General features: G+C 61.4%; 23 protein-coding genes. 3 read left to right on the forward strand and 20 right to left on the reverse strand.

The genetic code is table 11. The features are described 5' to 3' along the window. Positions 1-17: 17 nt before the first annotated feature. The 7 genes from BMZ79_RS23290 to BMZ79_RS23320 form a co-directional block, all read right to left on the reverse strand. Positions 18-1,619, reverse strand: a complete 1,602-nt coding sequence (locus tag BMZ79_RS23290; RefSeq protein WP_177222290.1) for an ABC transporter substrate-binding protein — start codon at positions 1,617-1,619, stop codon at positions 18-20. 50 nt (positions 1,620-1,669) lie between these two features. Then, on the reverse strand, positions 1,670-2,590 hold the full coding sequence (locus tag BMZ79_RS23295) for a carbohydrate ABC transporter permease (protein ID WP_090644587.1): 921 nt from the start codon (positions 2,588-2,590) through the stop codon (positions 1,670-1,672). Positions 2,591-2,706: 116 nt separating this feature from the next. After that, complete coding sequence (locus BMZ79_RS23300) at positions 2,707-3,525, reverse strand: ABC transporter permease subunit (RefSeq protein ID WP_256253051.1); 819 nt, start codon at positions 3,523-3,525, stop codon at positions 2,707-2,709. Between the two features lie 98 nt (positions 3,526-3,623). Then, on the reverse strand, positions 3,624-4,574 hold the full coding sequence (locus tag BMZ79_RS23305; RefSeq protein WP_090644592.1) for a nucleoside hydrolase: 951 nt from the start codon (positions 4,572-4,574) through the stop codon (positions 3,624-3,626). A 325-nt stretch (positions 4,575-4,899) separates the two neighbouring features. After that, positions 4,900-5,097, reverse strand: coding sequence for a hypothetical protein (locus BMZ79_RS23310; RefSeq protein ID WP_090644595.1), 198 nt, complete (start codon positions 5,095-5,097; stop codon positions 4,900-4,902). Positions 5,098-5,170: 73 nt separating this feature from the next. Continuing rightward, the gene (locus BMZ79_RS23315; protein WP_256253052.1) at positions 5,171-6,754 is read right to left on the reverse strand and encodes a copper amine oxidase N-terminal domain-containing protein; all 1,584 of its coding nucleotides are present in this window, start codon (positions 6,752-6,754) and stop codon (positions 5,171-5,173) included. Between the two features lie 318 nt (positions 6,755-7,072). Continuing rightward, a complete protein-coding gene (locus BMZ79_RS23320) occupies positions 7,073-7,864 on the reverse strand; it encodes a copper amine oxidase N-terminal domain-containing protein (protein WP_090644599.1) in 792 nt (263 codons plus the stop codon). Between the two features lie 84 nt (positions 7,865-7,948). Here BMZ79_RS23320 and BMZ79_RS23325 point away from each other — a divergent pair, with 84 nt between their 5' ends. Next, positions 7,949-8,287 (forward strand): hypothetical protein, encoded by a 339-nt coding sequence (locus tag BMZ79_RS23325; RefSeq protein WP_143089053.1) that lies wholly within the window; start codon positions 7,949-7,951, stop codon positions 8,285-8,287. Here BMZ79_RS23325 and BMZ79_RS23330 read toward each other — a convergent pair. Beyond that, positions 8,222-8,575 (reverse strand): hypothetical protein, encoded by a 354-nt coding sequence (locus tag BMZ79_RS23330; RefSeq protein ID WP_143089054.1) that lies wholly within the window; start codon positions 8,573-8,575, stop codon positions 8,222-8,224. The two genes, BMZ79_RS23325 and BMZ79_RS23330, sit on opposite strands and share 66 nt — an antisense overlap. Positions 8,576-8,681: 106 nt before the next feature. Here BMZ79_RS23330 and BMZ79_RS35280 point away from each other — a divergent pair, with 106 nt between their 5' ends. After that, positions 8,682-8,765 (forward strand): putative holin-like toxin, encoded by an 84-nt coding sequence (locus BMZ79_RS35280; RefSeq protein WP_256253072.1) that lies wholly within the window; start codon positions 8,682-8,684, stop codon positions 8,763-8,765. A 196-nt stretch (positions 8,766-8,961) separates the two neighbouring features. Here the strand turns inward: BMZ79_RS35280 and BMZ79_RS23335 are convergent, their stop codons facing one another. From BMZ79_RS23335 to BMZ79_RS23380, 11 genes are all read right to left on the reverse strand, one after another. Next, entirely contained in the window at positions 8,962-9,777 is an 816-nt protein-coding gene (locus BMZ79_RS23335; protein WP_090644607.1) for an extracellular solute-binding protein, read from the reverse strand. Between the two features lie 6 nt (positions 9,778-9,783). Continuing rightward, positions 9,784-10,335, reverse strand: a complete 552-nt coding sequence (locus tag BMZ79_RS23340) for an extracellular solute-binding protein (RefSeq protein ID WP_090644609.1) — start codon at positions 10,333-10,335, stop codon at positions 9,784-9,786. After that, positions 10,332-12,362 carry an extracellular solute-binding protein gene (locus tag BMZ79_RS35640; protein ID WP_371263785.1) on the reverse strand — a complete coding sequence of 677 codons (2,031 nt, stop codon included), beginning with the start codon at positions 12,360-12,362 and terminating at the stop codon, positions 10,332-10,334. The genes BMZ79_RS23340 and BMZ79_RS35640 overlap by 4 nt, the downstream gene beginning before the upstream one ends. Further along, positions 12,293-12,460, reverse strand: coding sequence for a hypothetical protein (locus BMZ79_RS35645; RefSeq protein ID WP_371263777.1), 168 nt, complete (start codon positions 12,458-12,460; stop codon positions 12,293-12,295). Before BMZ79_RS35645 ends, BMZ79_RS35640 begins: the two co-directional genes overlap by 70 nt. A 278-nt stretch (positions 12,461-12,738) precedes the next feature. Further along, on the reverse strand, positions 12,739-13,155 hold the full coding sequence (locus BMZ79_RS23350; RefSeq protein WP_090644612.1) for a GIY-YIG nuclease family protein: 417 nt from the start codon (positions 13,153-13,155) through the stop codon (positions 12,739-12,741). Positions 13,156-13,190: 35 nt separating this feature from the next. Beyond that, entirely contained in the window at positions 13,191-13,955 is a 765-nt protein-coding gene (locus BMZ79_RS23355) for a DUF2087 domain-containing protein (RefSeq protein WP_256253053.1), read from the reverse strand. A 146-nt stretch (positions 13,956-14,101) separates the two neighbouring features. Next, a complete protein-coding gene (locus BMZ79_RS23360) occupies positions 14,102-14,284 on the reverse strand; it encodes a hypothetical protein (RefSeq protein WP_090644617.1) in 183 nt (60 codons plus the stop codon). Positions 14,285-14,439: 155 nt separating this feature from the next. Continuing rightward, on the reverse strand, positions 14,440-15,474 hold the full coding sequence (locus BMZ79_RS23365; RefSeq protein WP_090644620.1) for a GyrI-like domain-containing protein: 1,035 nt from the start codon (positions 15,472-15,474) through the stop codon (positions 14,440-14,442). Positions 15,475-15,493: 19 nt separating this feature from the next. Further along, the gene (locus BMZ79_RS23370; protein WP_090644622.1) at positions 15,494-16,270 is read right to left on the reverse strand and encodes a VOC family protein; all 777 of its coding nucleotides are present in this window, start codon (positions 16,268-16,270) and stop codon (positions 15,494-15,496) included. A gap of 173 nt (positions 16,271-16,443) precedes the next feature. Next, positions 16,444-17,043: an ankyrin repeat domain-containing protein gene (locus tag BMZ79_RS23375; RefSeq protein WP_090644625.1), complete on the reverse strand. Its 600-nt coding sequence runs from the start codon at positions 17,041-17,043 to the stop codon at positions 16,444-16,446. Between the two features lie 142 nt (positions 17,044-17,185). Continuing rightward, positions 17,186-18,409, reverse strand: coding sequence for an MFS transporter (locus BMZ79_RS23380; protein WP_090644627.1), 1,224 nt, complete (start codon positions 18,407-18,409; stop codon positions 17,186-17,188). 319 nt (positions 18,410-18,728) lie between these two features. Between BMZ79_RS23380 and BMZ79_RS23385 the strand changes: the two genes are divergently transcribed. Next, a complete protein-coding gene (locus tag BMZ79_RS23385) occupies positions 18,729-19,772 on the forward strand; it encodes an efflux RND transporter periplasmic adaptor subunit (RefSeq protein ID WP_090644630.1) in 1,044 nt (347 codons plus the stop codon). A 179-nt stretch (positions 19,773-19,951) separates the two neighbouring features. Here the strand turns inward: BMZ79_RS23385 and BMZ79_RS23390 are convergent, their stop codons facing one another. Then, entirely contained in the window at positions 19,952-23,077 is a 3,126-nt protein-coding gene (locus BMZ79_RS23390) for a beta-galactosidase, LacZ type (RefSeq protein WP_090644631.1), read from the reverse strand. Positions 23,078-23,218: the final 141 nt, after the last annotated feature.

Below are 23,218 nucleotides of genomic sequence, written 5' to 3' on the forward strand. Positions count from 1 at the left end.
CGATTGATTGAATGGCTTTACTTGTTGGCCGCCAGGAACGCGTCCAACTGCTTCTGCATTTCGGCCATGATCTTCTCCGAGCCCGCGGCTTTGACTTTGGATTGGAGCGTCTTCAGTCCTTCTTCCGGATTCTTCACGTAACCGTAGTTGAGCGGGAACGAATACTGCTGCACGATATTGGTGACGGCGGCCATTTCGTTCTTGACCGGCTCGAAGTCCGGCGTGAAGAGCGCGTACGGATTCTCTCTCGCCCGGTCCGCCAGCTTCTGACGCACTTCGGCGTTGTTCGGCGGAGTCCCGACGACATCATAGCGGAGCTCTGGCGCCTTGAAGCCCCAGGAGCAATAGCCATCCGGCGCGAAGCCGTCCAGATCCAGCGGTTTCAGCTTATTGTCGGCCGTAATTTCATAATGCTTGCCCTCGATGCCGTACGTCAGGAGATTGTTGTAGCTGCGATCCGTGCGCAGCAATTCCAGGAGCATCAGCGCGCGTTCCGGATTCTTGGACGAAGCCGGTACCGCCATGCCGTCCTGCATCGCTTGCGTTTTATACGTGTACTTGCTGTTCAGATAGAATTGGACGTCCCAATCCGGGTGCTCCATGTATACGCCGCTCCAGGAATCTTGATTATGCAGTTTGGACGCGGCCTTCCCTTCCGTTAACATTTTATCGTCTTTGTTGGAGAGAATCGATTTCGACCAGTAGCCCTTGTCTCCCCACTCTTTCATTTTCTTGAAGTAATCCAGGATGCCGTCCGTCTCGTACAAGTTAAAGATCTTCGGATTGGCATCGTCCATGTTGATATAGAACGGGGAAAACTGGCTCGACAGGATCCCGTAATAGCCTTGAGCATTCGCATAATACGACTCCAGACCGCCGGATGAGCTGATATCGCCGCTTGGATCGAGCTGCGGATCGTTCTTCACGACCGCATCCATGAATTTCCCGTAATCATCGATGCCGTCGATGGATGTCAGTCCGTATTTCTTCATTAAATCGCCTCGGACGATATAGCCCATATCGCCGTACTGATAGAACTCCGAGGGCATGGCGAAGAGGTGGCCGTCCACTTCCGTCTGCTTGTAGAAGTCCGGGGTGATCTGGGCAAGACTCTTCGGCGCGTATTTCTTCGCCAGGTCTTTAATATCCATGAACGCGCCCTTCCGGGCATTCTGATAGAAGTTCGTCCACGTGGAAGCGTAAATCAGGTCGATCGGTTCGCCGGAAGCCAGAAGCAGCGGATATTGCGTGCCGTAATCCGCCCAGCCGACCCAGTTGACTTTCAAAGTCGCGTTCAAGTCCTTCTCCAGCTTCTTGTTCACTTCGGCCAGCACCATGTCGTAATCCCGGGCGGGCGAGCCGATCAGGTACATGGTCAGGTCGACGTGCTTGGACAGGTCGATATCCGGCTTCGCCGCGCCATTGCCGGTACCGCCGGCGGCGTTATCCGTCGTGCCGCCCGCATTGCCGCCGGCGCTTGCGTTGCCGTTCGTGCCCGAATTGCCGCCGCTGCCCGAATCGGCGTTTGAATTTCCGGAGTTATTGCCGCAGCCGGTTAGCGCAATCGCCATCGTGAGCGTGATTGCCAGAAGCAGCGTTAATACGTTTGATCTTCTCATACGCATCCCCCTTGAAATAGTCGTTATGCGATAAACCGGATCATCCGGCGTTATCCTTTGATTGCGCCGACCGTAAGGCCTTTGACGAAATACTTCTGCACGGACGGATAGACGAGAATGATCGGCCCCGTCGCGATTACCGCCATGGCCAGCTTGAGCGACAAGGTCGGAACGGAAATGGCGGCAACGCTGGCCATCTTGGAGATCCGCGAGATGGCCTCGGCGGATTGCAGCGTCGAGAACAGCAAATATTGCAGCGGGTACTTGTTCACGTCGGTAATGTAGAGCATCGCGTTGTACCAGTCATTCCAGTAATCCAGGGCATAGAACAGGCCGATGGTGGCCAGCCCCGGCTTCGTAAGCGGCAGGATGAGCTTCATGAAGATCGTGAAGTCTCCCGCTCCGTCGATCTTGGCCGATTCGCTGATCGAATCGGGAATCGAACTGATGAAGGTCCGCATCACGATGAGGTAGAACACGTTGATCAGCAGCGGGAGGATCAAGGAAAGCATGTCGTTTTTCAATTGCAGGTACTTCACGAAGAAGATATAGGTCGACAGAATGCCGCCGTTGAACAACGTCGTGAAGTAGAAGAAGAACGCCAGCTTGTTCCGGTACTTGAAATCCTTGCGGTTCATCACGTAAGCCGTCATCGAAGTCAGGAATAGCCCGATGACCGTCCCGACCACCGTAATGAAGATGGATACGCCGTAGGCCCGTATGATCGCTTGCGGGAACTTGAACAACACGCGATACGCTTCGAGCGAGAAATCGCTCGGTAGGATGCCGTAGCCGTGCAGCGCGATCGCGCTCTCGTCCGTGAACGAGCCGGAGATGAGGATTTCGAACGGCAGCAGGCAGAGGATCGCCGCCACGCTCACCACCGTGTAGCTGATCACGTTGAATAGCAAATTCGCGCCTGCCGTCTTTGGAATCCTTCCCGTCCGGTCGATAGCAAGATTGTTCTCCATAAATCTCCTCTCCTGGCGAAAACGTATTCGGCTTACCCCTGGTCGCGAACTTTGTTCGCTGCTCGGGCATGCATCCTGCCTGGTCGTGAGCTCCGCTCACTGCTCGGGCATGCATCCTAGAACAGCGCGTTGTCCGGTCTGGTCCTCCGAATGACGCCGTTCACCACCATAATGATGACGAAGCAGAGCACGGATTGATAGAACGTCGCCGCGGCCGGCATCGCGATATCGCCGCTCGTCAGCAGCGATCGGAAGACGAACGTATCGATGACATCGGTGGAATCGAACAGCTGGCCGTTATTGCCGATGATCTGGTAGAACATCTGGAAGTCGCCGCGCAGGATCCGGCCGATGTTGAGCAGGAACATAATGAAGATCGTCGGGCTGATCGACGGAATCGTAATATAAAAGATTTTTTGAAACACGTTCGCGCCGTCGATTTCGGCCGCCTCGAAGCATTCCGCGTCGATGCTGAGAATCGAAGCGATATAAATGACCGACGTATAGCCGACCCACTTCCAGGAATTGAAGAAACAGATGATGAAGATCCATACCGTCGGCGTGCTGTACAGGTTGACGGGGTCCATGTGCAGCGATTTCAGCACCGAGTTCAGCGTCCCGGTCTCGTAGTTGAAGATGTTGTACACGAAGACGCCGACGATCGTCCATGAGATGAAGAAGGGCAGGAAAATAATCGATTGCGAGACCTTCTTGAAATACTTCCCTCGCATCTCGTTAATGAAAATGGCGATCATGATGGCAAACAGCTGCGAGGTCGCCAGATTGAGCAAATTGTACAGAATCGTATTGCGCGTGACCCGCAGCCCGGTTCCCGAATTAAAGAAGTATTTGAAGTTTTCGAACCCGTTCCAATGACTGCCGAACACGCCGAGATCGAAGCGGTAGTCCTTGAACGCCAGGATGATCCCCGCCATCGGGATGTAAGAGATTAAGAGGACCAACAGCACGGCGGGCAGCGCCATGAGAAATAAGGTTCGATTCTTACGGAGTTCATAGAGAATACCGTGCTTGTTCAACCGCTATCCCTTCCTTCGTCCGCGAGTCGTTGCGCCATGGCGTCATGGCTTCGGTGGCACACCCTGTCCATATACAGCTTGAGGAACGCTTCCGCCTCGACGCGCTTCGCGGCCCGGATGACGGACCGGTCCGCGCCGCCGCGCCAGTAGAGGGCGCTGCGGTTATACGTCTGCCCGCGCGTAAATTCGCCCTGCGTCTCCACGACGATGTCGTCCTGTTGGAATTCGAGCAGGCGATCGTCGAATACGGCGCAGACGGCCAACGGATCGTGCAGCATCGGATGGTGGTCCGTCACCTTCCGCCACCTGGCGAGCAGCTCCGGGAGATACGCGGCCGACCGTTTCGGGCTGGTCGTCAGCCGGTCCACGTCTTCCGCGGTCAGCACGCATTGCACCGTGACGTCCAGGCCGACCGCCCTGATCGGGATGCCGGATTCGAACACGACTCTCGCGGCCTCCGGATCGCATCTGATATTCCATTCGCTTAGATGGCTGTAGTAGCAGCCGCCCATCATGACGATTTCCTTCACCTTGCTTCGGAGCGCCGGCTCTTTCAGGATGGCGATCGCGATATTCGTCAGCGGGCCGATCGGCACCAGCGTAATCCCGCCGTCCAACTTCAGGATCGTATCGATCATGAAGTCGATGCCGTTCGTGCCGAACCCCGACGCTTCCCCGTCGCGTTCTTCGGCGTATTGGTTCGGGATCTCGTTCACGTCCGCCTTGTTCAGCATCGGACTGCCGATGCCGGCGTAGACGGGAATGTCCGAGCGTCCGGCATGTTCCAGCAGCCGAACCGCTAGTTTCGCCCTCGCTGTCACGTTTTTGAATACCGTCGTAATGCCGAGCACGTCCAGCTCGGGCGACTCCAGCGCAAAGGCGATCGCCAGCGCGTCGTCGATATCGTCGCCGATATCCGTATCGATGATGATCTTCGTCCGCTCCATCTTCAGCCTCCATAGCTACGGATTTGCATTCGCGTACCGTCGCCGCGCCTGTGGCGCGCAACGATTTTGAAAAGGCTTACATATCTATTCTAGAGTGAATCGGAGCCGGTTTATATATACAAAAGTACGATTTCGGGTAAAAATATACGATGTTTCGCGTTGAAAGAGCTGTCGTTATCTTGGAGTTCTATCGGCGTTCTCTCGGCGTTCTCTTAGCGCTATTCTGAAGTCGTCCCGGAGCAAACAAAAAGCCGGTCCGATCCAGGAATCGATCGGACTGGCTTTGAATTTCATGGAGGATCGAAAGAAATGCGCGCATCAAGGATCAAGGCGAATTCGGCGCGTCCGTGCATAGGGGGTTGCCGTTTATTGGATGAAGAGCGCATTCATTTTCAATCCCCTCAAATGAACGCGCCTGGATGATACAGGCCTGCTCCGTCTCAAGCGCCTTGCTTTTCCATTCGCCGAATCTAGCCGAGTCAAGCCCGAGTTGTTCGACAATGGCCGCGATATCCAACTTCATTCGTTTCCCACTCCCATTACGGTTCTCTTGACCATCCAACCCTACCATTGCGAAAAAGAGGAATATGAGCCGTCTAAAGGATTACGACAACAAAACGGACCAGCGGCGCAGCGGCTTTTTCGCCCATTCCCGGCATGATGCCCGGCGGGGTGTAGAGCGTTACTTCATAGGTGCCCGGACCTTTGTTCGGGATCAAGCGATACGCCAACGTTCCGTCTTTCACGGGAATCTGAACGCGCTTGCTCTCTAATTCGCCGAATCGGTAACTCAATTGAACGTAGTCGTAGCTCCAGCCCTTGCCGGCCAGATCGACCGCGGCGCCGTCGCTTATTTCCGCATAGCCGCCCGGCCATGATTTGCCGTTGCTGCCCGTTAACCGCAGATCCGGCTTCAAGCCATCCGCGAGCATAGCGCCGTCCGTCCGAAAAGGCACATCCGCAGCCGTCATCGTCGTCCGCAGCGGAATGCTGTCAATCACGCGCTTCGTTTGCATATCGCGCAGCACAAACGAATTGTCCCCGGGCAGCAGCGGCACGCCTACGTGATAGACCTGATACTTCAAGCTGTTGTACCCGAGCGGAGGCTTACGCTGCTCGTAGCCCCAGACGGGTCCTTGTCCCAGCCGCCCGTTGGAATAGGTAAATGGCGGTCCGCCGACGCTGAGCACCGAGGTCTTATAGTCCGCGCCGCTGCCGACAGACGGTACGGCATGGTTCGTGAACCAGTTCGCCCGATGTACCGTGATCGCTTGGGAAGCCGCATCGTACGTAACGGGCAGTCCGTACAGGTCGGACATAAAACGAAGGGGCACCAGCGTTGTCCCCTCTTGCACGACAAGCGGGACCGTCGCGAGCTTCTCGCCCTTGCGGAACACGTCGCCCGTGCTCAGCCGGAGCTTAAGCTCGTTCTGCCAGCCGTTTCGCGAGACATACACAGCGTTGCCGCTTCCTTCTGCAACGTACTGAATTTCCCCGCCTATGATTCTCGCGATATCCCGTAGCGGCAAGAACGCCGTGCCGTTCTTAACCAGGGGCGCTTTCGCCAGCGAAACAAACCGGTTCTCGTACGGCACGAACATGCTGCCGCGTCCCGGTTGCAGGTTCAGCTGCATATCGTCGGGAAGCAGCACAATATCGGCCGCGTCGAACAGGTTAATGACCGGGCGAAAGCTGGTCAGCATCGAGACAAAATCGTCAAGCGAGCCATATCCGACAAACGAGTAGTGCGTACGGCCATCATTCGTCCAGCTTGCCGAGTACGTCAATTTCCCATCATCCGCACGCGTTACGAGCACCGTTCCCGTCGCGCCGCTCACCGGCGCACCGGTCTTTACTAACGCGGCGAATTTGCGGCTGAGCTGCTCTTCCGACTCCGCATCCGCTCCGCTACTCCAAAACTTCCAGCCGACCGTCCCGTCGCCCTGAACCAGCTTTGCGCTCGCCGGCACCGCCAATCCCGCTTCAGCCGCATGACCTGCAGCAAGCCGATACAGCACATCGGAAGCTGCCGGCACGGCCGCCGCTTCCGCTCCAAGCAGCATCGTCTCGGCGGGCACTGCTTTGGCTGAACGATAAGCCGTCAGCTTGTAGCCATCCTCTGTAAGCTGGCTCCGCATCCCATAATAGCGCCAGCCCGAGTCGGGCAGCCGCGTCGGCAAATACGCGGTCACGGGGCTCTCCTTGTACAGCGCTAAAGCGAGCGCTTTCATAAAATGCGCATCATTCCCAAAGGCCGGGTCCAGCATCGGCAAGCCGTTGCCAGTCAGCCGCGGCGCATCGGCCGTTGCCGCCGCAGCCGCCGAAACCGCGGCGCTTCCCGTCGTCCCCGCGAGCAGCACGGCCGCAAGCAGCATGCCCCTTGTCCGTTTCCTTGTCATGTCCACCAACCTTTCCGTCAAATCGCGCGCTCCCTGATTTTACAGACGCTTCCAGATTTCGAAAGTTGCGGCACGATAAAAAAAGCCCTCGCCATGACGTTAAGGCGCTCTTCTTCCAACGGAAATGATATAGGCGGCATTTTGAAGATCAAAACGTTGAGTAACGGTAACGGAAGCGCCTCTTTTTACCTCGGGCAACTCCGGATAAACCGGTCTGGTGTAGGCATCGGTAGAAAACCCGCCTTTGTTTTTGAAGGTGACCAAGGGATGAATATCCGATTTTCCTTTTGGAATATCTTTCCCCGATCGGTTATGCGCCGTAATTGACAATGAATGAGGGGTCATGACAAAGGAGCTTAAGTGTAACGCACCATCTTCATGACCGGATGTAGAGTCATTCCCTTCAAAATCCGTAAACGGCTCCCCTTTCACCACTCGTTCATCCGTGATATGAAGCAATTGCAGGTTATGATCCCAATGATAGTTTATGCCCGAGCGATCCAGAAAAAATCGAATCGGCAAAAACATAGCGCCGCCTTTTAATACGGGCGTCGTATCCATGGTAATCATGTTGCCGTCAACGATCGCCGTTCTTGAAGCGATCGTGATGCGAAACGCATGGTCGAGTAAGGTTACGGTTGCCGCCTTCGTCGAACGCTCGTACGAAACCGTTCCGCCCATCAAGTCTTGATACGCCCGAAGCGGCAAAAGCAAGCGGTTATCGGCATCAACGAAGGGTGCGGAGGGCTGGGTATACAGAATATAGTAGGGATCGATTTTGAGATGGATCGGTATCTCGCGTTGCCCTTCCGCCTGCGCATCCGCGGTTCCTGCGAAGACCGCATGGACGGCGAAACCTACGATCAACGCCAACAGGACTCGTACATGCATGGTTCATCCTCCTTTTTTTCTTCCCGCATCCGAATAGACGAAACCAGCTCCGCATTGTTGCGCCTATATTTGGATTTATCGCGAATGCGAGCCTATAACAAAGAAAGCCGCGATGAAAAGCGGCTCGCAATACAAACCCTATTCTCGGCTCACGGGTTATTCGGGACGGGCGAACGAAATCAAAAACCGGCTTGCTTCCGCAAGCCGGTTTTTTGCTTATGCTTACGAAGAACGCTTCAGAGCCTCGATGCTTTGCAGCAACCGATCCGCGAAGGCGGCGTCGATTTTGCTGCCTTTTTGCTTGTTGATATCCTTTTCCAGCTGCTTGAAATCCTTCGCTTCCAGCTTGCCTTTCGCTTAATCCTTTTGGAGGTTGTCGGCGATCAAACCGCGGGTATGCGCGAGCGCGATCAGTTCGTCTAATTGCGCGACTTCCATCGTGATTTCCAAGCTGAACGTCCGCGTCGTCCGATGGCCGAGATTATCCGTCGCCGTAACGACGATCGGATACGTTCCGGCCGCGAGGCCGAGCGGATCTGCGGAAACCGCTACGGCATCCGTGCCGGATGCCGGCTTGCCGTTCAAGGATGCGGTCAACGATCGCAAGCCGCTTCCGCCGTCGCTTGCGGAGAGCGCGATCGACGCCGCTTCCCTTTCGAGGAACGACAGCTCGCTCGGCCCCACGATTGTTTGCGAAGTCTCTGTAAACATGTCCCAAAATAACCATAGACATGCGAACTTACGTTCGTATATAATGAAGAAGCGATGAGTGGCTAGCAAGGGCGGTCGGCTAGTCTCCCCGAGGGGAGGTGATGCCATGGAGACCAAAGACGCGATAACGCTGATGATTACGTTCGGCATGTTTATTCTCGCGCTGCTCTCTTATCTCAAAAAAAAATAGACCGCCCTCTCGCAAAGGTATGCGGTCTACTATAGTTCCCATATCTTCCTGAGCCTTCCGCCCTTAAAGCGGTGAGTCGCGCGAGGAGTCGGTTGCCGCCGGCTCCTTTTGCCTGATTAGGCTCATCTTCTTTCACTATACCATATTACCCGCGGATTGGAATACGGCATACGCAGAATTTGGGCGATGCGCGCCATTATTTCTTCGGTTTTGCCGCATCCATCAGCGCCTGGCCTTCCTTCTGAATGGCGGCGATGACGCCGTCGACGCTTCGTTCGCCTTTAACGGCGGCGGCAATCTCGCGATCTTCCAGCTCGGAGAACAGCGTCGTGAATTTCGGGTCGTACCCTTCCAGCGAATAGGACTGGCCGAGTCCCGGCAGAATTTCGTACAGCTTCGGCAGCAGCGGGTTGCGGTCGCACTGCATGTACGACTTGCGGGTCGGCAGCTCGCTTTCTTCCTGCAGCCCGGAACGCACCTTGGCCACATAATCGCCGAGCATGAAACGAATCATCTCCCACGCCGTATCGCCGTGCTCGGCGCCCGACGGAATCGCCATGTAGGTATAGACCCCCATATCTTCGGAGCGGTTCCCCGCCGAGCTGACCGGAGGCGTGACCATGCCGAGTTCGAAGGGCATGCCCTGCATGGCGTTGTAACCCCCGATCGTCATGGCCGACTTCCCCTTCTTGAACAGATCCGCCTCGTTCACGTCTTCCGGTCCGTACCAGACCTCGCCGTCCACCGTATCGCCGGCGACGTTCTGCATGGTGAACGTCCCGTTCTTGTAGAGCGCCGCGACCGTCTCGACGATCTCCCGCCAGGATCTGGTATCCATCGTCACCTTGCCGGTCCGGAAATCGTAAGGGCGCAGCCCGTCCCGGGTAGACAACGAGAAGAGCAGGTTGTGCGGCATGCTGCTGAACGGCTGATGGTACCCGACGACGCCGTCCTTGCCGCTGCCGGCTTTCCCGAATTGAGCCGCCAGCACGAAGACGTCTTTCATCGTCATCCCGTCCTACGGCAAGGGGACGCCGTATGTGCGGAACAAGTCCGCGTTGTAGTAGAGCGCCGACGCTTGAAAGGTCGGCGAGACCGCATACAGGCCGCCATCTCCGTCGCGCCTCATCTTCTCGATCATCCCCGGGTAGAAATCGGCTTCCTTCAGTTTGTCGTCGATCAGGCGGGGCGATAAATCCTCGAGCAGCCCATCGGCGGCGAGGCGCTTGTAATGGATGTCATAGCCAAGCAGCAGATCCGGTCGTTCCTCGTTCAGCTTGCGCTCGTACTGCTCGTCGGTCAGCGGGTTCTTATAATCGGGATCCATCTCCACCAGCGTCACCTTGAAGTCGGGGAAAGCCGCCGACAGATAGTCCCCGTATGCGCTGGCATACGCGCTCTTATTCGCCATCCCGATGACGACTTCCCTCGGGGCCGATCCCGCCCCGTCCGCGCCGCTGGCGCAGGCGGCGAGCAGCAGCCCGAAGACCGGCAGCAGCGGCAGCAGCAGACGGAGACACGCGGCCCATGGCTTGTGCGCGGGCTTCCTCATGGTGGCCATCGCGGTCATGGCGCTTGCCCCCCTTTCCCGATGACCGCCAGTCGGGCGTCCAGCCGGCTCTGAAAATCGGCAAGGGCGTCGTCGACGGACTTGCCGTCCTTCAGAATCGCATCCATGGCTTCGCCGCCCAGCTTGTACACGACTTGATTGACCTGTATGAGCCGCGGGTCGCCGCTTGCCGCCAAGCCGGACGCCGCCTTCGCGGAATCGACGTTCGCGGCGGCGTAGAAAGCCTCCCACTCCTTGCGGAACGCTTGGTCCATGGAGGTCGGTGCAGCCAACACTTGCTGATGCAAATAGCTAGTGGGATCCACATTCCGCTGCCACGCTCCGCCGGCCACGAAGCGAAGCAGCTCCCAGGCCGCATCCGCCTGCGCGGACTTCGCGTTAATGGCATACACCGTCGACGTGCCGAGATACGCTTCCTGGTTCGTCGCGGACGGGTCCAGGCGAATCGGAACGGTCCGCCAATTGAAATGCATGATACCGCTTTGCTCGTACTGTTTGAGATTGCCGTAGTAGTAACTCTGGCTGAGCGTCATCGCGACTTCCCCGAGCGCGAACGGATCCTGCTTGCCGATGTCGGCCATGGTCGTTCCGTTCTTGCCGTATTGAACCGGCTTCGCCTGGTTCATCCAGCCCGTCCGGTAGCCGTCGACGACGGTCGTCCAGACGCGCTTCCACCCTTCGGAGTCCACCTTCGCCCGCAGCCTTCCGTTCTGGTCGACGATCGTCTGCAAGCCGGAGGTCTGGCCGGCGACGGCGACGGTCGCGAAGGGGTTCGACCGGTTCACCGCGGCCAACCCGCTGATGCCGGCGCCCCGGAACCGCGCGGCCAGTTGCAGCAGTTCTTCCGCGGTCACGGGACCTTCGGGGAGCGGCACGCCGCGGGCGGCAAATAGCTCCTCGTTCACGTAGAGCGCCGTGGACGTCAGATCATAGCTCAGGCCGTACAATTCGCCGTTCCCGCCGGCCTGGCGCAGCAGCTCGATTAGCGGCGCGTAGAGCGTCCCCGTCTCCGATTTGTCCGTTTTCGCCAGGACGTCGAGCGGCTTCAGCCTTCCGTCGGCGGCCAGCTTGGCGTAGACGTTATACGGCACCTGCACGACGTCGGGCTGCTCGGCGTCGAACCACGCTTCGAATTTGCCGGGATCCCCGTACAGCGCGTCGGGCGATTCCGCGATCGACAGCTTCACGGAGGGATGCCGGATATTAAACGGCTTCTTGAACGAATATTCGAACGTGTTGTTCATCTCGAATTGCTGCACCTTCAGGTCGTATTCCTTCGCGGCCAGCGGATCCTTGCTTAGCGCCGCCGGCACGTCGGCATGCGGCCGCGGCTGCAGCAGCTGCTTCAGATCGTCCCCGAACCGCCAGCCCCCGGCGAGCAGGACGGCCAGGCACAGCAGCGCGGCCGCCGTTCGGAGCGGCGCGCGTCGTCGCGTCGTCGTCGTCATGCGAATGCGTTCCCTCACTTTATTCTCAAGTTCCGAGGTGAACCCATTCTTCACGGGGGGCTTTCCGGCGAGGCGCCGCTCCCATTCGTAACCCGGCTGCTTCATGTCCACTCTTCCTCCCCCGGCCCAATGCGCTTCCTGGCCCAGCTTGCGGTTGACCGCCGCCCGGGCGCGGTGCAGCCTCGACTTCACCGTCCCGGCTGACACGCGAAGCATGTCCGCCATCTCGCTCATGGAGAGCCCGTAGTTGCTGCTCAGGAGAAGCACTTCCCGCAGCTTGCGCGGCAGCTTCAAGACGACCGCCCAAATCTCCTCGGCCATCAGCTTGTCCATGCTCTCCCGCTCCGCCGAAGGCGAAGTCTGCGCGCGCGAACGGATCGTATCGAACAACACGACCCGCCGCACCCAGGCCGACCGCAGCACGTCGCGCGCCGTGTTGCGGGTAATGGCCAGCAGCCAGGTTTTGATCGACGATTGCCCGCGGAAGTCGTACAGCTGCTGGAACACCTTCACGAATACGTCCTGAGCGATATCGTCCCCATCTCCCGGGAATGCGTGATGAAGTAAGCGAAATGCCAGACGTCCTTGCCGTACGCGGCCATCAGCTCGTCCAGCACCGCGTGACGGTCCAAGCCGTCCGTGACATGCTTCAAATAATCGAACTGCAAGCGATTCACCTCGGAAAGTAGACGAAGCAGCCGGTAAATGGTTCCGTCGTTCCGTGAATTTATTATACGGGACGGTTTGCGTTTCAGGGAGACCCGTTCGCCGCCGCGAAACGGGCTTGACAGCCGGCCGGGCGCGCCCCCGCCCGCCGGAGCGGTGCCGGCGGAACCGCAGCCGCCGGCAGCGGAAAAAGCCTTGAGAGTCGGCGGCCGACTCTCAAGGCTTGATGTCCCGCGCGCGGTCGCGCCGGGCAGCCGCTTGGGCGGCGGAACCTCCGCGCGCCGCGAGCTCAGCGTTCCGCCGGCGCGCGATTATAGCCTTCCGGCTCGTAGGGCCGCAGTTCGTCGAGCCACTTGCGCTCCAACCGCTTCAGCTCGTCCCGGTACGCCCGGACGGCGCCCCGGCCGAGCGCGGACTTGCCCGCCTCCGCTACCACGCCGCCTGGCCCCGCGCCATCGTCAAGCGCCAGGCGCTCCACGATCCCGAAGCGGAAATCGGCGCCCGCCTGCGCCTTGTACGCCTGCTGCAGCGCGGAATTGGGATGGCTGCCCGCGTCGAGCATGAATTTCTCCCGCCGCCAGGCGGAATCCAGCGTCGGCGACGACGCGACGTAGCGTTTGCCGTCGCGCCCGTTGACGATCTGGAACACGCCCATCGCGCGTCCCTTGACGCCGAACTCGTTTTGCAACTCTTTGCGTCTGTTCATGGCTTTCCTTCCCGACGTCCCTTCTTCTTCCTTGCTTAGATGCCCAACCGGTAGGCGTCCCCTTCGCCTTCGCGTACCAGGAAGCCGTAATCGACGAGGAGCAGGCGCAGCGTGGCGAACTCCTCCGGCATCAGCCGCGCGAGCAGCTCGTCCACTTCCGCTTCCCGGTAGCGGCGGCCCTTCCGGAAGCTGGTCGCGATATGGCGCAGCAGCGCGGTCCGGCGCTTCGCCTTGCGCGGCAGCCCGGTAAGCGGGCCGTCCAAGCCCTGCGGCAAATACTTGTCCAGCAGCGCCTTGTATTCCTCCGGCGGCAGCGCGAAGCGCTCGTCCGGCAGCGGCGCGGTCCGCCGCGCGGGAACGGCCTTCGCGCTCGGCTCGGCGCTCTCGTCGAGCAGCTCCATGATCGCGAGGAAGAGCTTCGCCTGCTTGGCCCGCTCCTTCAGCGAGAACCGGTGGTTGCGGATCGTCGAAGCGCTGCCGGCGCCCGTCAGCTCGACGATCTCCGCGTCCGGCTTGCCGGAGGCGAACGCGCCGATCAAGAGCTTCTGCAGCTCCGTCAAGCCCGTCGCCTTCTTGTCCAGTCCGAGCAGGAACTGCAGCATCGTGCCGTGCGCCGCCGCGACGTGCGCGGCGATCGCCTTGCGCGCCTCCATCATCCGGTCCAAGGCCGGGTACACGACGCCATCCTCGTACCGTTCCCCGCAGACGAGACAGCAGTAGCCGTCCGATTCGTCATGGAACATGTAGCCTTGCTTCAGCTCCGGCAGCGAAGCTCCGTACAGCGCTTCCGATACGTCCATTTCACCCATCTCCCCGCAAAATGTAATCGTTGTCTCGATCATAGCCCATGCGCCGCCAACTGGCAACCGTTCGACGGCAGGCGACGCCGTTCGCCCGCGCCGGCGGCCGCGGGGCGCCGGCAACAAGAATGACGATGATCCAGCTCTCAAGCCGCGTCCGGCTTGAATCCTCGATCATCGTCATTCTTGGGGTACGCGATTTTCCGTTTGTCCGGCTTCACCCGCGTCGCCGGCTTCACGCCGTTCCAGCTTCCGCGCAGCGTTCTCGGGTCCAGCCCGCCTTGCCGCACATTCTTCTCCAGGCGCTTGCGCGCCCCGCTCTTCGCCATCGTCTTGCACGCTCCCGTTATCGGATTCGGCCGCGAACCCGCAGCCTACTGCCAGTGTACGCCATAAGGCGCGTTCCGTTCAAGCGGCGTCCGCCCGGAAGCGGCGAAGGAAGGGTCCGCCCCCCTCCCGGCCGCTTCGGGCGAAACGCTTGCGTCTACTCGCGGCTGCTCTCTCGCCGCCCCGCCCGTACGACGGGAAACCGCAGCTCGACGACGGACTCCGCGTCGTCTGCCCCCAGATAGAGGTCGCCGTAGCGCTCGTATTCGTAGTCGTCGATGGCTTCGAAGCCGAACCGTCCGCGCCAGCTCCCGTGAAAGAACCCCCACGCCTGCCCGATTTCGGCTAACGGCCCGCGATACGTCACGGCGGCGAATTCGCCGGCCGGAATCGTGCGCGCGGTCATGCCCGCCGGAATCGGACCCTCGTCGTCCGCGGGGATCTCGACGCCGGCCAGATACAGGAAGCTCTGGTCCGGACCGAAGGGCGGCGCGTACGTGAACAAGCCGTACTCCGCTCCGCGGCCGCCCGCGCCGGCCCATCCTTCGCTCAGGCGATGGAATTGCTCGCGGATCGCCGGAATGGCTTCCGCGGCGTTCTCGCCGTCTCCCTGCGCCACGAAGCGCTCGACGCCGACGATCCGGCGCGCCGGCTCCGCCGCGACGGCGATGCTTTCGACGCGCGGATGCGGGTCCGGGGCGAGCGCGTCGCCATTCTTGATCGGCGCGTAGATGTCGTAGTCGAACCAAGCGATCTCCGAACGGGAAATCGCGAACGGATCGACCGGCTTCAAGCGGTTCGCCTCGAACCCGAACGAGCCTTCGTCCGTGTCCCGCGCGATGCCCGTCCGTTCGAACCATTTCGCCAGAAACGCATAACCGTCCTCCATCGCTCCGCTATTCCCCCGGATCGTCAGCTTGGCGTATTTGCGCGGCGGAATCGAGATCGTCTCCACGCCGTCCGGAAGCACCCCGGGATCCGTGATCTCGACGCCGGTCCACAGCTCGCGCACGCCGTCCGCCCACTGCCATTCCGGGATGAACACCAGCCCGTATTCCGCGTTCGCCACGGCCGGGTGGCCGTTCAGCAGCTCTTGGACGCCCCGCCAGGCGCGGCGCGTGCCTTCGCCGCCGAGCTCCGAGCGGATGACCGCCGCGTGCATCGCCGGCCTCTCCACGATACGTACCCTCATCGTCTCTCCGCCTTCCGAATTAAGATGTAACGAGCTCCTGCGTCACCGTCACGACGTTGCCGTCTTCGTCGCGAAGATTGAAATACGCGACCGTCGGAAGGCGCTGCACGTCGAGCGCGAGCTCGAAACCGCAGCCGACGGCCTCCCGCTTGGCCCGCTCGATATCGGTCGCGGCCAGCTTTAGCGAAGGTCCGCGCTCCGGGATGGGCGCACCCTCCATGCCGTGCGAATCGAGCATCAAATGCGTGCCGTTGTCCAGCCGGATCAGATGCAGCTTGCCGAAACGGTCCTCTTCGCGGACGGGAAGACCCATCAGCTTGGCGTAGCGGTCGACCGCCCGATCGAGGTCGCGCACCCATAGAATCGCCGAATCGATCTGCGGCTGGATGCTGCAGTGCGCCCGCCCGCCGTCGACGCCGCCGAACGCGAGATGATAGCCGTCCGGATCCTCGACGACGAATTCCTTCCACGGTCCGAAGTCCGGATAGACGACGGGCCCGCGGGCGAACGCCGCGCCTTTGCTTCGGAACTCCTCGTACAAGGCGTCAAGTCCCGCCCAGGTATCCGTGTAGCCCTGCACGTCGATGCCCGTGTCCGCGCCGGGCTCCGGCGGATTCGGCACCGGCTTGAACCCCTCCGGCGCCTGATGCAGCTTGAGCGCCATGCCGTTCAAGCCGTCGCGCTCCGCCCACCAATCCGTCACGTCGAAGCCGAGCACGTCCCGGTAAAACGCCCGCGAACGGGCAAGATCCGACACGGCGAGCACGCTGAGCGAGCTGCCGATTTGTTTGGCCATTCGATTCCCCTCCTCAAATGAATGCGCGAATAGGCGAATATACATTCGTCTTTTCGGGCGGTAAATCCTTCTAGGCCGTACAATTATTTTCGGGTCGCGTACGGCAAGGCATAAAAAAACGGCAGCCGTGAACGGCGTATTTCCGCCGTCCTGGTGCCGCAATCCCCTATTCCTCAGCGCGCTCCAGGCTCCGCCTCCCGCAGGATGCGCGCGATCTCCGTTAAGCCGTTCCGTTCGGCATGCCTAAGCGCCGTCACGCCGTCCCGGTCGGCCAGCCGCGGGTCCGCGCCGTGCTGAAGCAGCAGGCGCGCGATCTCTTGATGCCGCGGTCCGCCGTCGCTCAGGATGGCCACCTCCAGCAGCGCCGTCCAGCCGAGGTCGTTGACGTGGTTGACGTCGGCGTCCGTCGTCTCGAGCAGCGTCCGGACGGTTTCCGCGTGCCCCTTCTCGGAGGCCGGAATCAGCGCCACGCCCCCGTACCGGTTCGTCCGCTTCGCGTCGGCCCCCGCCGCGATCAGCAGCTTCAAGATCTCGAGCCGCCCCTGCGCCCCCGCGTACAGAAAGGGGTTATCCAAGATCGCGTCCTGCAGGTCAAGGTCGGCGCCGGCGTCGATCAAGAGCCGCGCGGCCTCGGCTTCGCCGGCATGCGTGGCGGCGAGAAGCGCCGTCCGTCCCCGCGCGTCCCGCGCGTTCACCTCCGCGCCTTCCGCGAGCAGCCGCCGAACCTCCGCGGCGTCTCCGCGCCCGGCGGCGGCGATCAAAGCTTGGCTCATGCGCTATCACCCTTTCGATTGTAGGCTCACGTCTGCAGAAACCGATCTTGTAGGGGCCCGTTTTTGTATAATCCCGCCTGCATGACCTCGCCTCCGTGCGATTCCGCCTCTATTCCGTCTCTATTCCGCCTCTATGCCGCCTCTATGCCGCTTCGCGCCGGTCGGCCGGAAGCAGCATCGCCAACAGCCCGATCAGCGGCAGAACGCTGGAATAGGTCATGACCTTGGGCAGCCCCCAAGCTTCCGCCAGGTTGCCGAGCACGATCGCGCCGAGCGCCCCCATGCCGAACGCCAGCCCCGTGATGAGCCCCGACGCCATGCCGACGTTGTTCGGAATGAGCTCCTGCGCGTACACGACGCTGACCGAGAAGCCGGACATGAGGATGAAGCCGAGCGCGAGGCTGACCGGATAGACCCAGCCGAGCGCGACGTGCGGCAGCAGCAGCGCGAAGGGCGCGGCGCCGCCGATCGAGAAGACGATCATCCGCTTGCGGCCGAACCGGTCGGCCAGCACGCCGCCGAAGAACGTGCCGAGCACGCCCGCGGCCATGAACAGAAAGATCGGCACCTGCGCCGCCCGGACGGACAGGCCGTATTTCTCCTCGGCGAAGAAATTGTAGAAGCTCGAGATGCCGCTGACGTACCAAGAGCGCGCGAAGACGAGCAGCACGAGAATCGTCATGGCGAACGCGATGACGGAGCGCCCTTTGGCCTGGGCACCGACCGCGGTTCCGGCCGCCTTCGCCTTCTTGACGGGCTTGCCGTGCTGCTCCAGCTGCGTCTTGTACCACGGCACGACGCGAAGGAGTATCGCGATCGCGGCGGCGGCCAGCAGCGTCCCCCATATCGCGCCGGGCTGGCCGAGCGGCAGGAAGATGAAGATCGTCATGAGCGGCGCGAGCGAGCTGCCGGCGTTGCCGCCGACCTGATAGATCGACTGCGCGAGCCCGCGCCGGCCGCCGGCGGCAAAGTACACGACCCGCGAGCCCTCCGGATGGAACACCGCGGAGCCGAGGCCGATGAAGACGACCGCGAGCAGCACGTAGTAGAAGCCGGGGGCGAACGCGAGGCCCGCCATGCCGGCGAGGCTCAGCCCCATGCCGACCGGAAGCATCCACGGCATCGGCCGTTTGTCCGAGAAGTAGCCCACGACCGGCTGCATGACGGAGGACGTCATGTTGAGCGTAAACGCGATCCAGCCCATCTGCCCGTACGTGAGGCGAAGCGAATCCTGGAACACCGGGAACAGCGCGGTTACGACCGCCTGCATCGTATCGTTCAACAAGTGCACGGCGCTGATCGCGAAGAGCACGGCATAGACCGTGCCCGTCCGCAGCGCGGCCGTCCGCGCGGAAGCTGTCGTCATCGTGCCTACCACCTTTGTCTGGTCCGATATCGAAACGTTCATTTGCTACCATAGCACAGCGTCAAAGGGGTGACAAATGGCCGTTAGGAAGATTTTGGCGCCTTAACGCCCCCCGCAATCGGCCGTTCGTCCCCGCATGCGCGTCAGGCGCTTTTTTAGTAGAAACGCGGCTTCGAGCCGCCGTTCCGGCGCCCCGCCGCCGAACAAATGGAAGCGCGCACATTGACACTCCACTAGTCCGGGTTTATGCTTGAATAAGTAAATTTGTCAAATAAAGTAGGACGTTTATTTTACGACGAGGGGAGAACCTTTCCAGCCTATGGCTTACCCGACGACTACCAAACGCCGCCCTTATTTGGCGCGGGCCGCCGCCTTCTGCGCGGGGCTGTCGCTGCTCGCCGGCTGTTCGCTGCTGCCGAGCGAAGAAGAACCGCTCGATCCCCCCGCGCTGACGAGCAAGGCGGAGGAACACGTCACGGAGCCCGTCACCCGCGGCAACCTGGAGCTGTACCTGTCTTCGACGGCCACGGCCGTATCGGAAGATAACCGGACCGTCTCGTTCCCGGAATCCGGCGGGATTCTGAAGAAGCTGTACGTCGCCGAAGGCGATACGGTCAAAGCCGGCGCGCCGATCGCGGAGCTGGATACCGGCGACCTGCCGATGCGGCTGAAGCTCCAGGAGCTCACCGTCGAGCAGCGCACCATCCGCTATCAGGACGCCGTCAAGCAAAATGCGGACAAGGATGCCGTCTCGCTGGCGAAGATCGACTTGGACGCGGAGCAGCTGCAGCTGAACGCTCTGAAGGAGCAATACCGCAAAGCCTTGCTGTTCGCGCCCGCGGACGGGCTGGTCACGTACCTGAACGATATGAAGCCGGGCGAAGCGGTGGAGGCCAACGTCGCGATGGCGGTCATCTCCGATCCCGGCAAGGTCAACTTCGTCTACGACGCGACCGACGCCACGAAGCTCCGGCCGGTTCAGAAAGGAACGGCGGTTTCGCTCACGCTCGACAAGAAGGCGTACGAAGGCACCGTCGTGCAGACGCCGGCGACCGCGCCGAAGAGCGACGACGACGAGGTGAACCGCCGCAATGCCAAGTCGCTCGTCATTGCCTTGAAGAATTCCGGCACGCCGATTCAGATCGGCACCTACGCCGATTTCAAGCTGTTCATCGAGAAGCGGGACAACGTCCTCATCATCCCGCGCGACGCGCTGAAATCGATGTTCGGCCGCGATTACGTCGAGACGATCGAAAACAACCGGGTCAAGGAAGTCGACATCGAGACCGGGCTAAAGACGAGCGACCAGGTCGAGGTCGTCAAAGGGCTGGAAGCCGGCCAAGGCGTCATCGTCGACGAGTAGCCGCGCGCGGACCGGACGAGCCTGCCCCATTCGCGCCGCCGCCCCGGCGCGGGACGCCGGGTCATCGGCCTTCTCGCTCGAGCTCGGGTCCTCCCCTCCAATAATGCCAATAGAAAAGCGCCCCCGCGGGCGGCATACGCAAGTATGCCGCCCGCGCCGGAGGCGCTTTTTTCGTTCGCTTATTCGGCGATGCCCTTCAACGTGAAGCGGAACGCGTAGGTGCGGTTCGCGTGCAGCACGAATTCCGGATGCGTCTTCGCGCCCCAGCTGTCGTCGCCGCCGACGCCGCTTTGCTTGTGGTTGATGCGGACGACCGTCTTGTCGCTGGCCGGCAGCTTGTAGACATGATCGTGCGCCTCCAGCTCCTGCGGCGTGTACGGCAGCGCGTTCAGCTCGAACTGCGGCTCGCCCGCGATCCGCAGCGCCGCCCCCTCGCCGTTCGCGAGCTCGGCGCTGCGGACGCCCACCTTGTTGCCGCACTCTTGCGGGCGCAGGTACGGCACGAACTGCTCCGCGACGGTACCTTCGTAACGTCCGAGCTTGGCGCCGTGCTGGCGGTCCCAATACGATTCGTGCGGCCCTTTGCCGTACCAGGCCAGCCGGTCGAACGAGCCGTCCATCGTGAGCATCAGGCCGATTTCCGGAATTTCCGGCAAGCCTTCGCCCGGCTCAAGCCGCAGGCCGACCTCGATTGCGCCGTCGCCGCGGATCTCGTACGTCACGTCGCAGCGGGATTGCGCCGTCGTCGGAAGCGTGAAGGCCGCGCGCACGATGACGCGGTCCGGCCGCGCGTCCCAGGCGAGCGCGCGAAGCGAGCGCTCTTCGCCGGCAGAACGCCAGGTCGCGCTGGCCTCGTGCTGCTTGCTGCCGCGGTCGTTGTCCGTATGCGCGCGCCAGAAGTTCGGCGCCAGCGCGCCGCGGATCAGCTCCGTGCCGTTCGCGACGTACGAGACGAGACCGCCGTGGCCGAGATCGACGGCGGCGGAGAAGCCATCGCCGCGCACGACGAGCCGTCCGCCTTCCTCGGCGGCTTCCACCGTGCCCGGACCGATGTCCGCGCGTCCGACGGTTGCGGCGGCGCCTTGCGCTTCCGGCAGCACGAACTGTCTGAAGGCGACCTCATGGCCGGCGTCGGCCCACGGCGAGTCCGACTTGGTGTGCAGGCTCACGGTCAGGACGGCTTCGCCTTCGTCGCCCGTCCGCTCCGGCAGCGGGATCGCGAGCTCGGCCGATTCACCGGGCGCCGCCGCGGCGTCCAGGTTGCCGCTCGCCGCCTCGATGCCGTCGAACGCGACGGACCAGCGCAGCGCGAACGCGCTCAGGTCGGTGAAGAGGAACTTATTCCGCAGCGAGACGACGCCGCGGCTCAGATCGACGGCGGTCACGTCCGCGTTTTGGTAGCAGCGCTTCGTTTCGAGCAGCTTCGGCGACGCCGTGCGGTCCGCGAAGATCAAGCCGTTGCCGCAGAAGTTGCCGTCATGCGGCTGCTCGCCGAAATCGCCGCCGTAGGCGAGGTACGCGACGCCGTCCGCGTTCGTCGTCCAGATCGCCTGATCGATCCAGTCCCAGATGAAGCCGCCCTGCACGAGCGGATACTTGTCGAACAGCTCGGTGTACAAATGAAGACCGCCGCACGAATTGCCCATGGCGTGGCTGTACTCGCACAGAATGAACGGCTTCGGCGAATTCGGGTGGGCGCCGTACTCCGCCACTTTGGAAGGCGGGGTGTACATCTGGCTCTCCACGTCGGTCGCCGCGTCGGACGGCCGCCACTGCGTGACGCCTTCGTAATGGACGATCCGCGACGGATCCGCCTCGCGCAGGAAATCGTGCATGCGGACGAAATTATCGCCCCCGAACGATTCGTTGCCGAGCGACCAGATGAGGATGGACGGATGGTTCTTGTCGCGCTGCATCATGGAGTTGGCGCGGTCGAGCACGTTGGCCGTCCAAGCCGGGTCGCTGCCGGGCACGAAGCTCGGCTTCAGCACCGGCGAGTTGTATTCCCAGCTGCCGTGCGTCTCCAGGTTCGTCTCGTCGATGACGTACAGGCCGTACTCGTCGCACAGCTCGTACCAGAGCGGGCTGTTCGGGTAGTGCGACGTCCGCACCGCGTTGACGTTGTGCGTCTTCATCAGCTTGACGTCCGTCAGCATGTCCTCGTAGCCGAGCGCCCGGCCGGTCCGGCTGGAGAATTCGTGGCGGTTGACGCCCTTGAACACGATGCGCTTGCCGTTGATCAGCATCAGCTTATCCTTGATCTCGAACTTGCGGAAGCCGATCCGGCTGCTCACCGTCTCGAGCAGGCGCCCTTCCGCGTCCTTCAGGGAGAGCACGAGCGTGTACAGGTTCGGGTGCTCGGCGCTCCATTTCAACGGGTTCGCGACGTTCGCCGACGCTTCGATCTCCAGCTCCTCGCTGTCCTTGCCCATCGCGGCGTATACCGTCACCGGCTGCGGCAGCACGGCTTGGCGGTCCCGGTCGTACAGCTGCGCCTCGAAGGTCACCGTGCCGAGATCCTGCGCGAAATAATTCAGCAGCGTCGCGCGCAGCTTCAGCTCCGCGTCGCGGTAGTCGCTGCCCAGCTCCGTGACCGCGAAGAAATCGTAGATGTGCGCTTTCGGCGCCGTATACAGATAGACGTCCCGGAAGATGCCGCTCATGCGCCAGAAATCCTGGTCCTCCAGCCAGCTCGCGTCGCACCAGCGGTACACTTCGACGGCCAGCTTGTTCGCGCCGGGACGCAGGTACGGCGTCAGGTCGAACTCGGCCGGCGTGAACGTGTCCTCGCTGTAGCCGACGAGGTCGCCGTTCACCCAGACGTAGAAGGCGGACTCTACGCCCTGGAAGCTGATGAACACCGGCTGCCCGTCCCATTCGGCCGGCACCTCGAACGTGCGCGCGTACGAACCGACGGGATTGTACTTGGTCGGCGCGAACGGCTGCGCGAGCGCCTCCGACGCTTCCCACGGATAGCGGATGTTCGTGTATTGCGGATAATCGTAGCCCTGCAGCTGCCAATGGCCGGGCACTTGGATGTCGGCCCAGTCCGAATGATCGTAAGCGTCGGCATGGAAATCGGCGATCCGCGACGCCGGATTCTCGGCGAACGCGAATTTCCACGTGCCGTTCAGGGACAAGCGGCTGCGCGACGCGGAGCGGTCGCCCCGCAGCGCCTCCTCGACGGAGGCGAACGGGATCAGCGTCGCGTGCGCCTTCATCCGGTTCAGCTCGAAAATGTCCGGGTTATTGTTCCACTCGGGATAGCCGTTGGCCGGCGGGGTATACGTGAATTTCGACTTCATGAAGCACCTCTTTACGTGAGAATGAGCCTTCTTCCCCCTACTCTATAGGAGGCCCGTTAGCCCGTAAATATAAAATTAGCGCGGCCGGATAGCTAAAAATGGCGCCCTTCGCGAACGCGAAAAAAAAGCGGCCGGACGGGA

Source organism: Paenibacillus sp. UNC496MF, from assembly GCF_900113915.1.
Lineage (GTDB): Bacteria > Bacillota > Bacilli > Paenibacillales > Paenibacillaceae > Paenibacillus_Z > Paenibacillus_Z artemisiicola.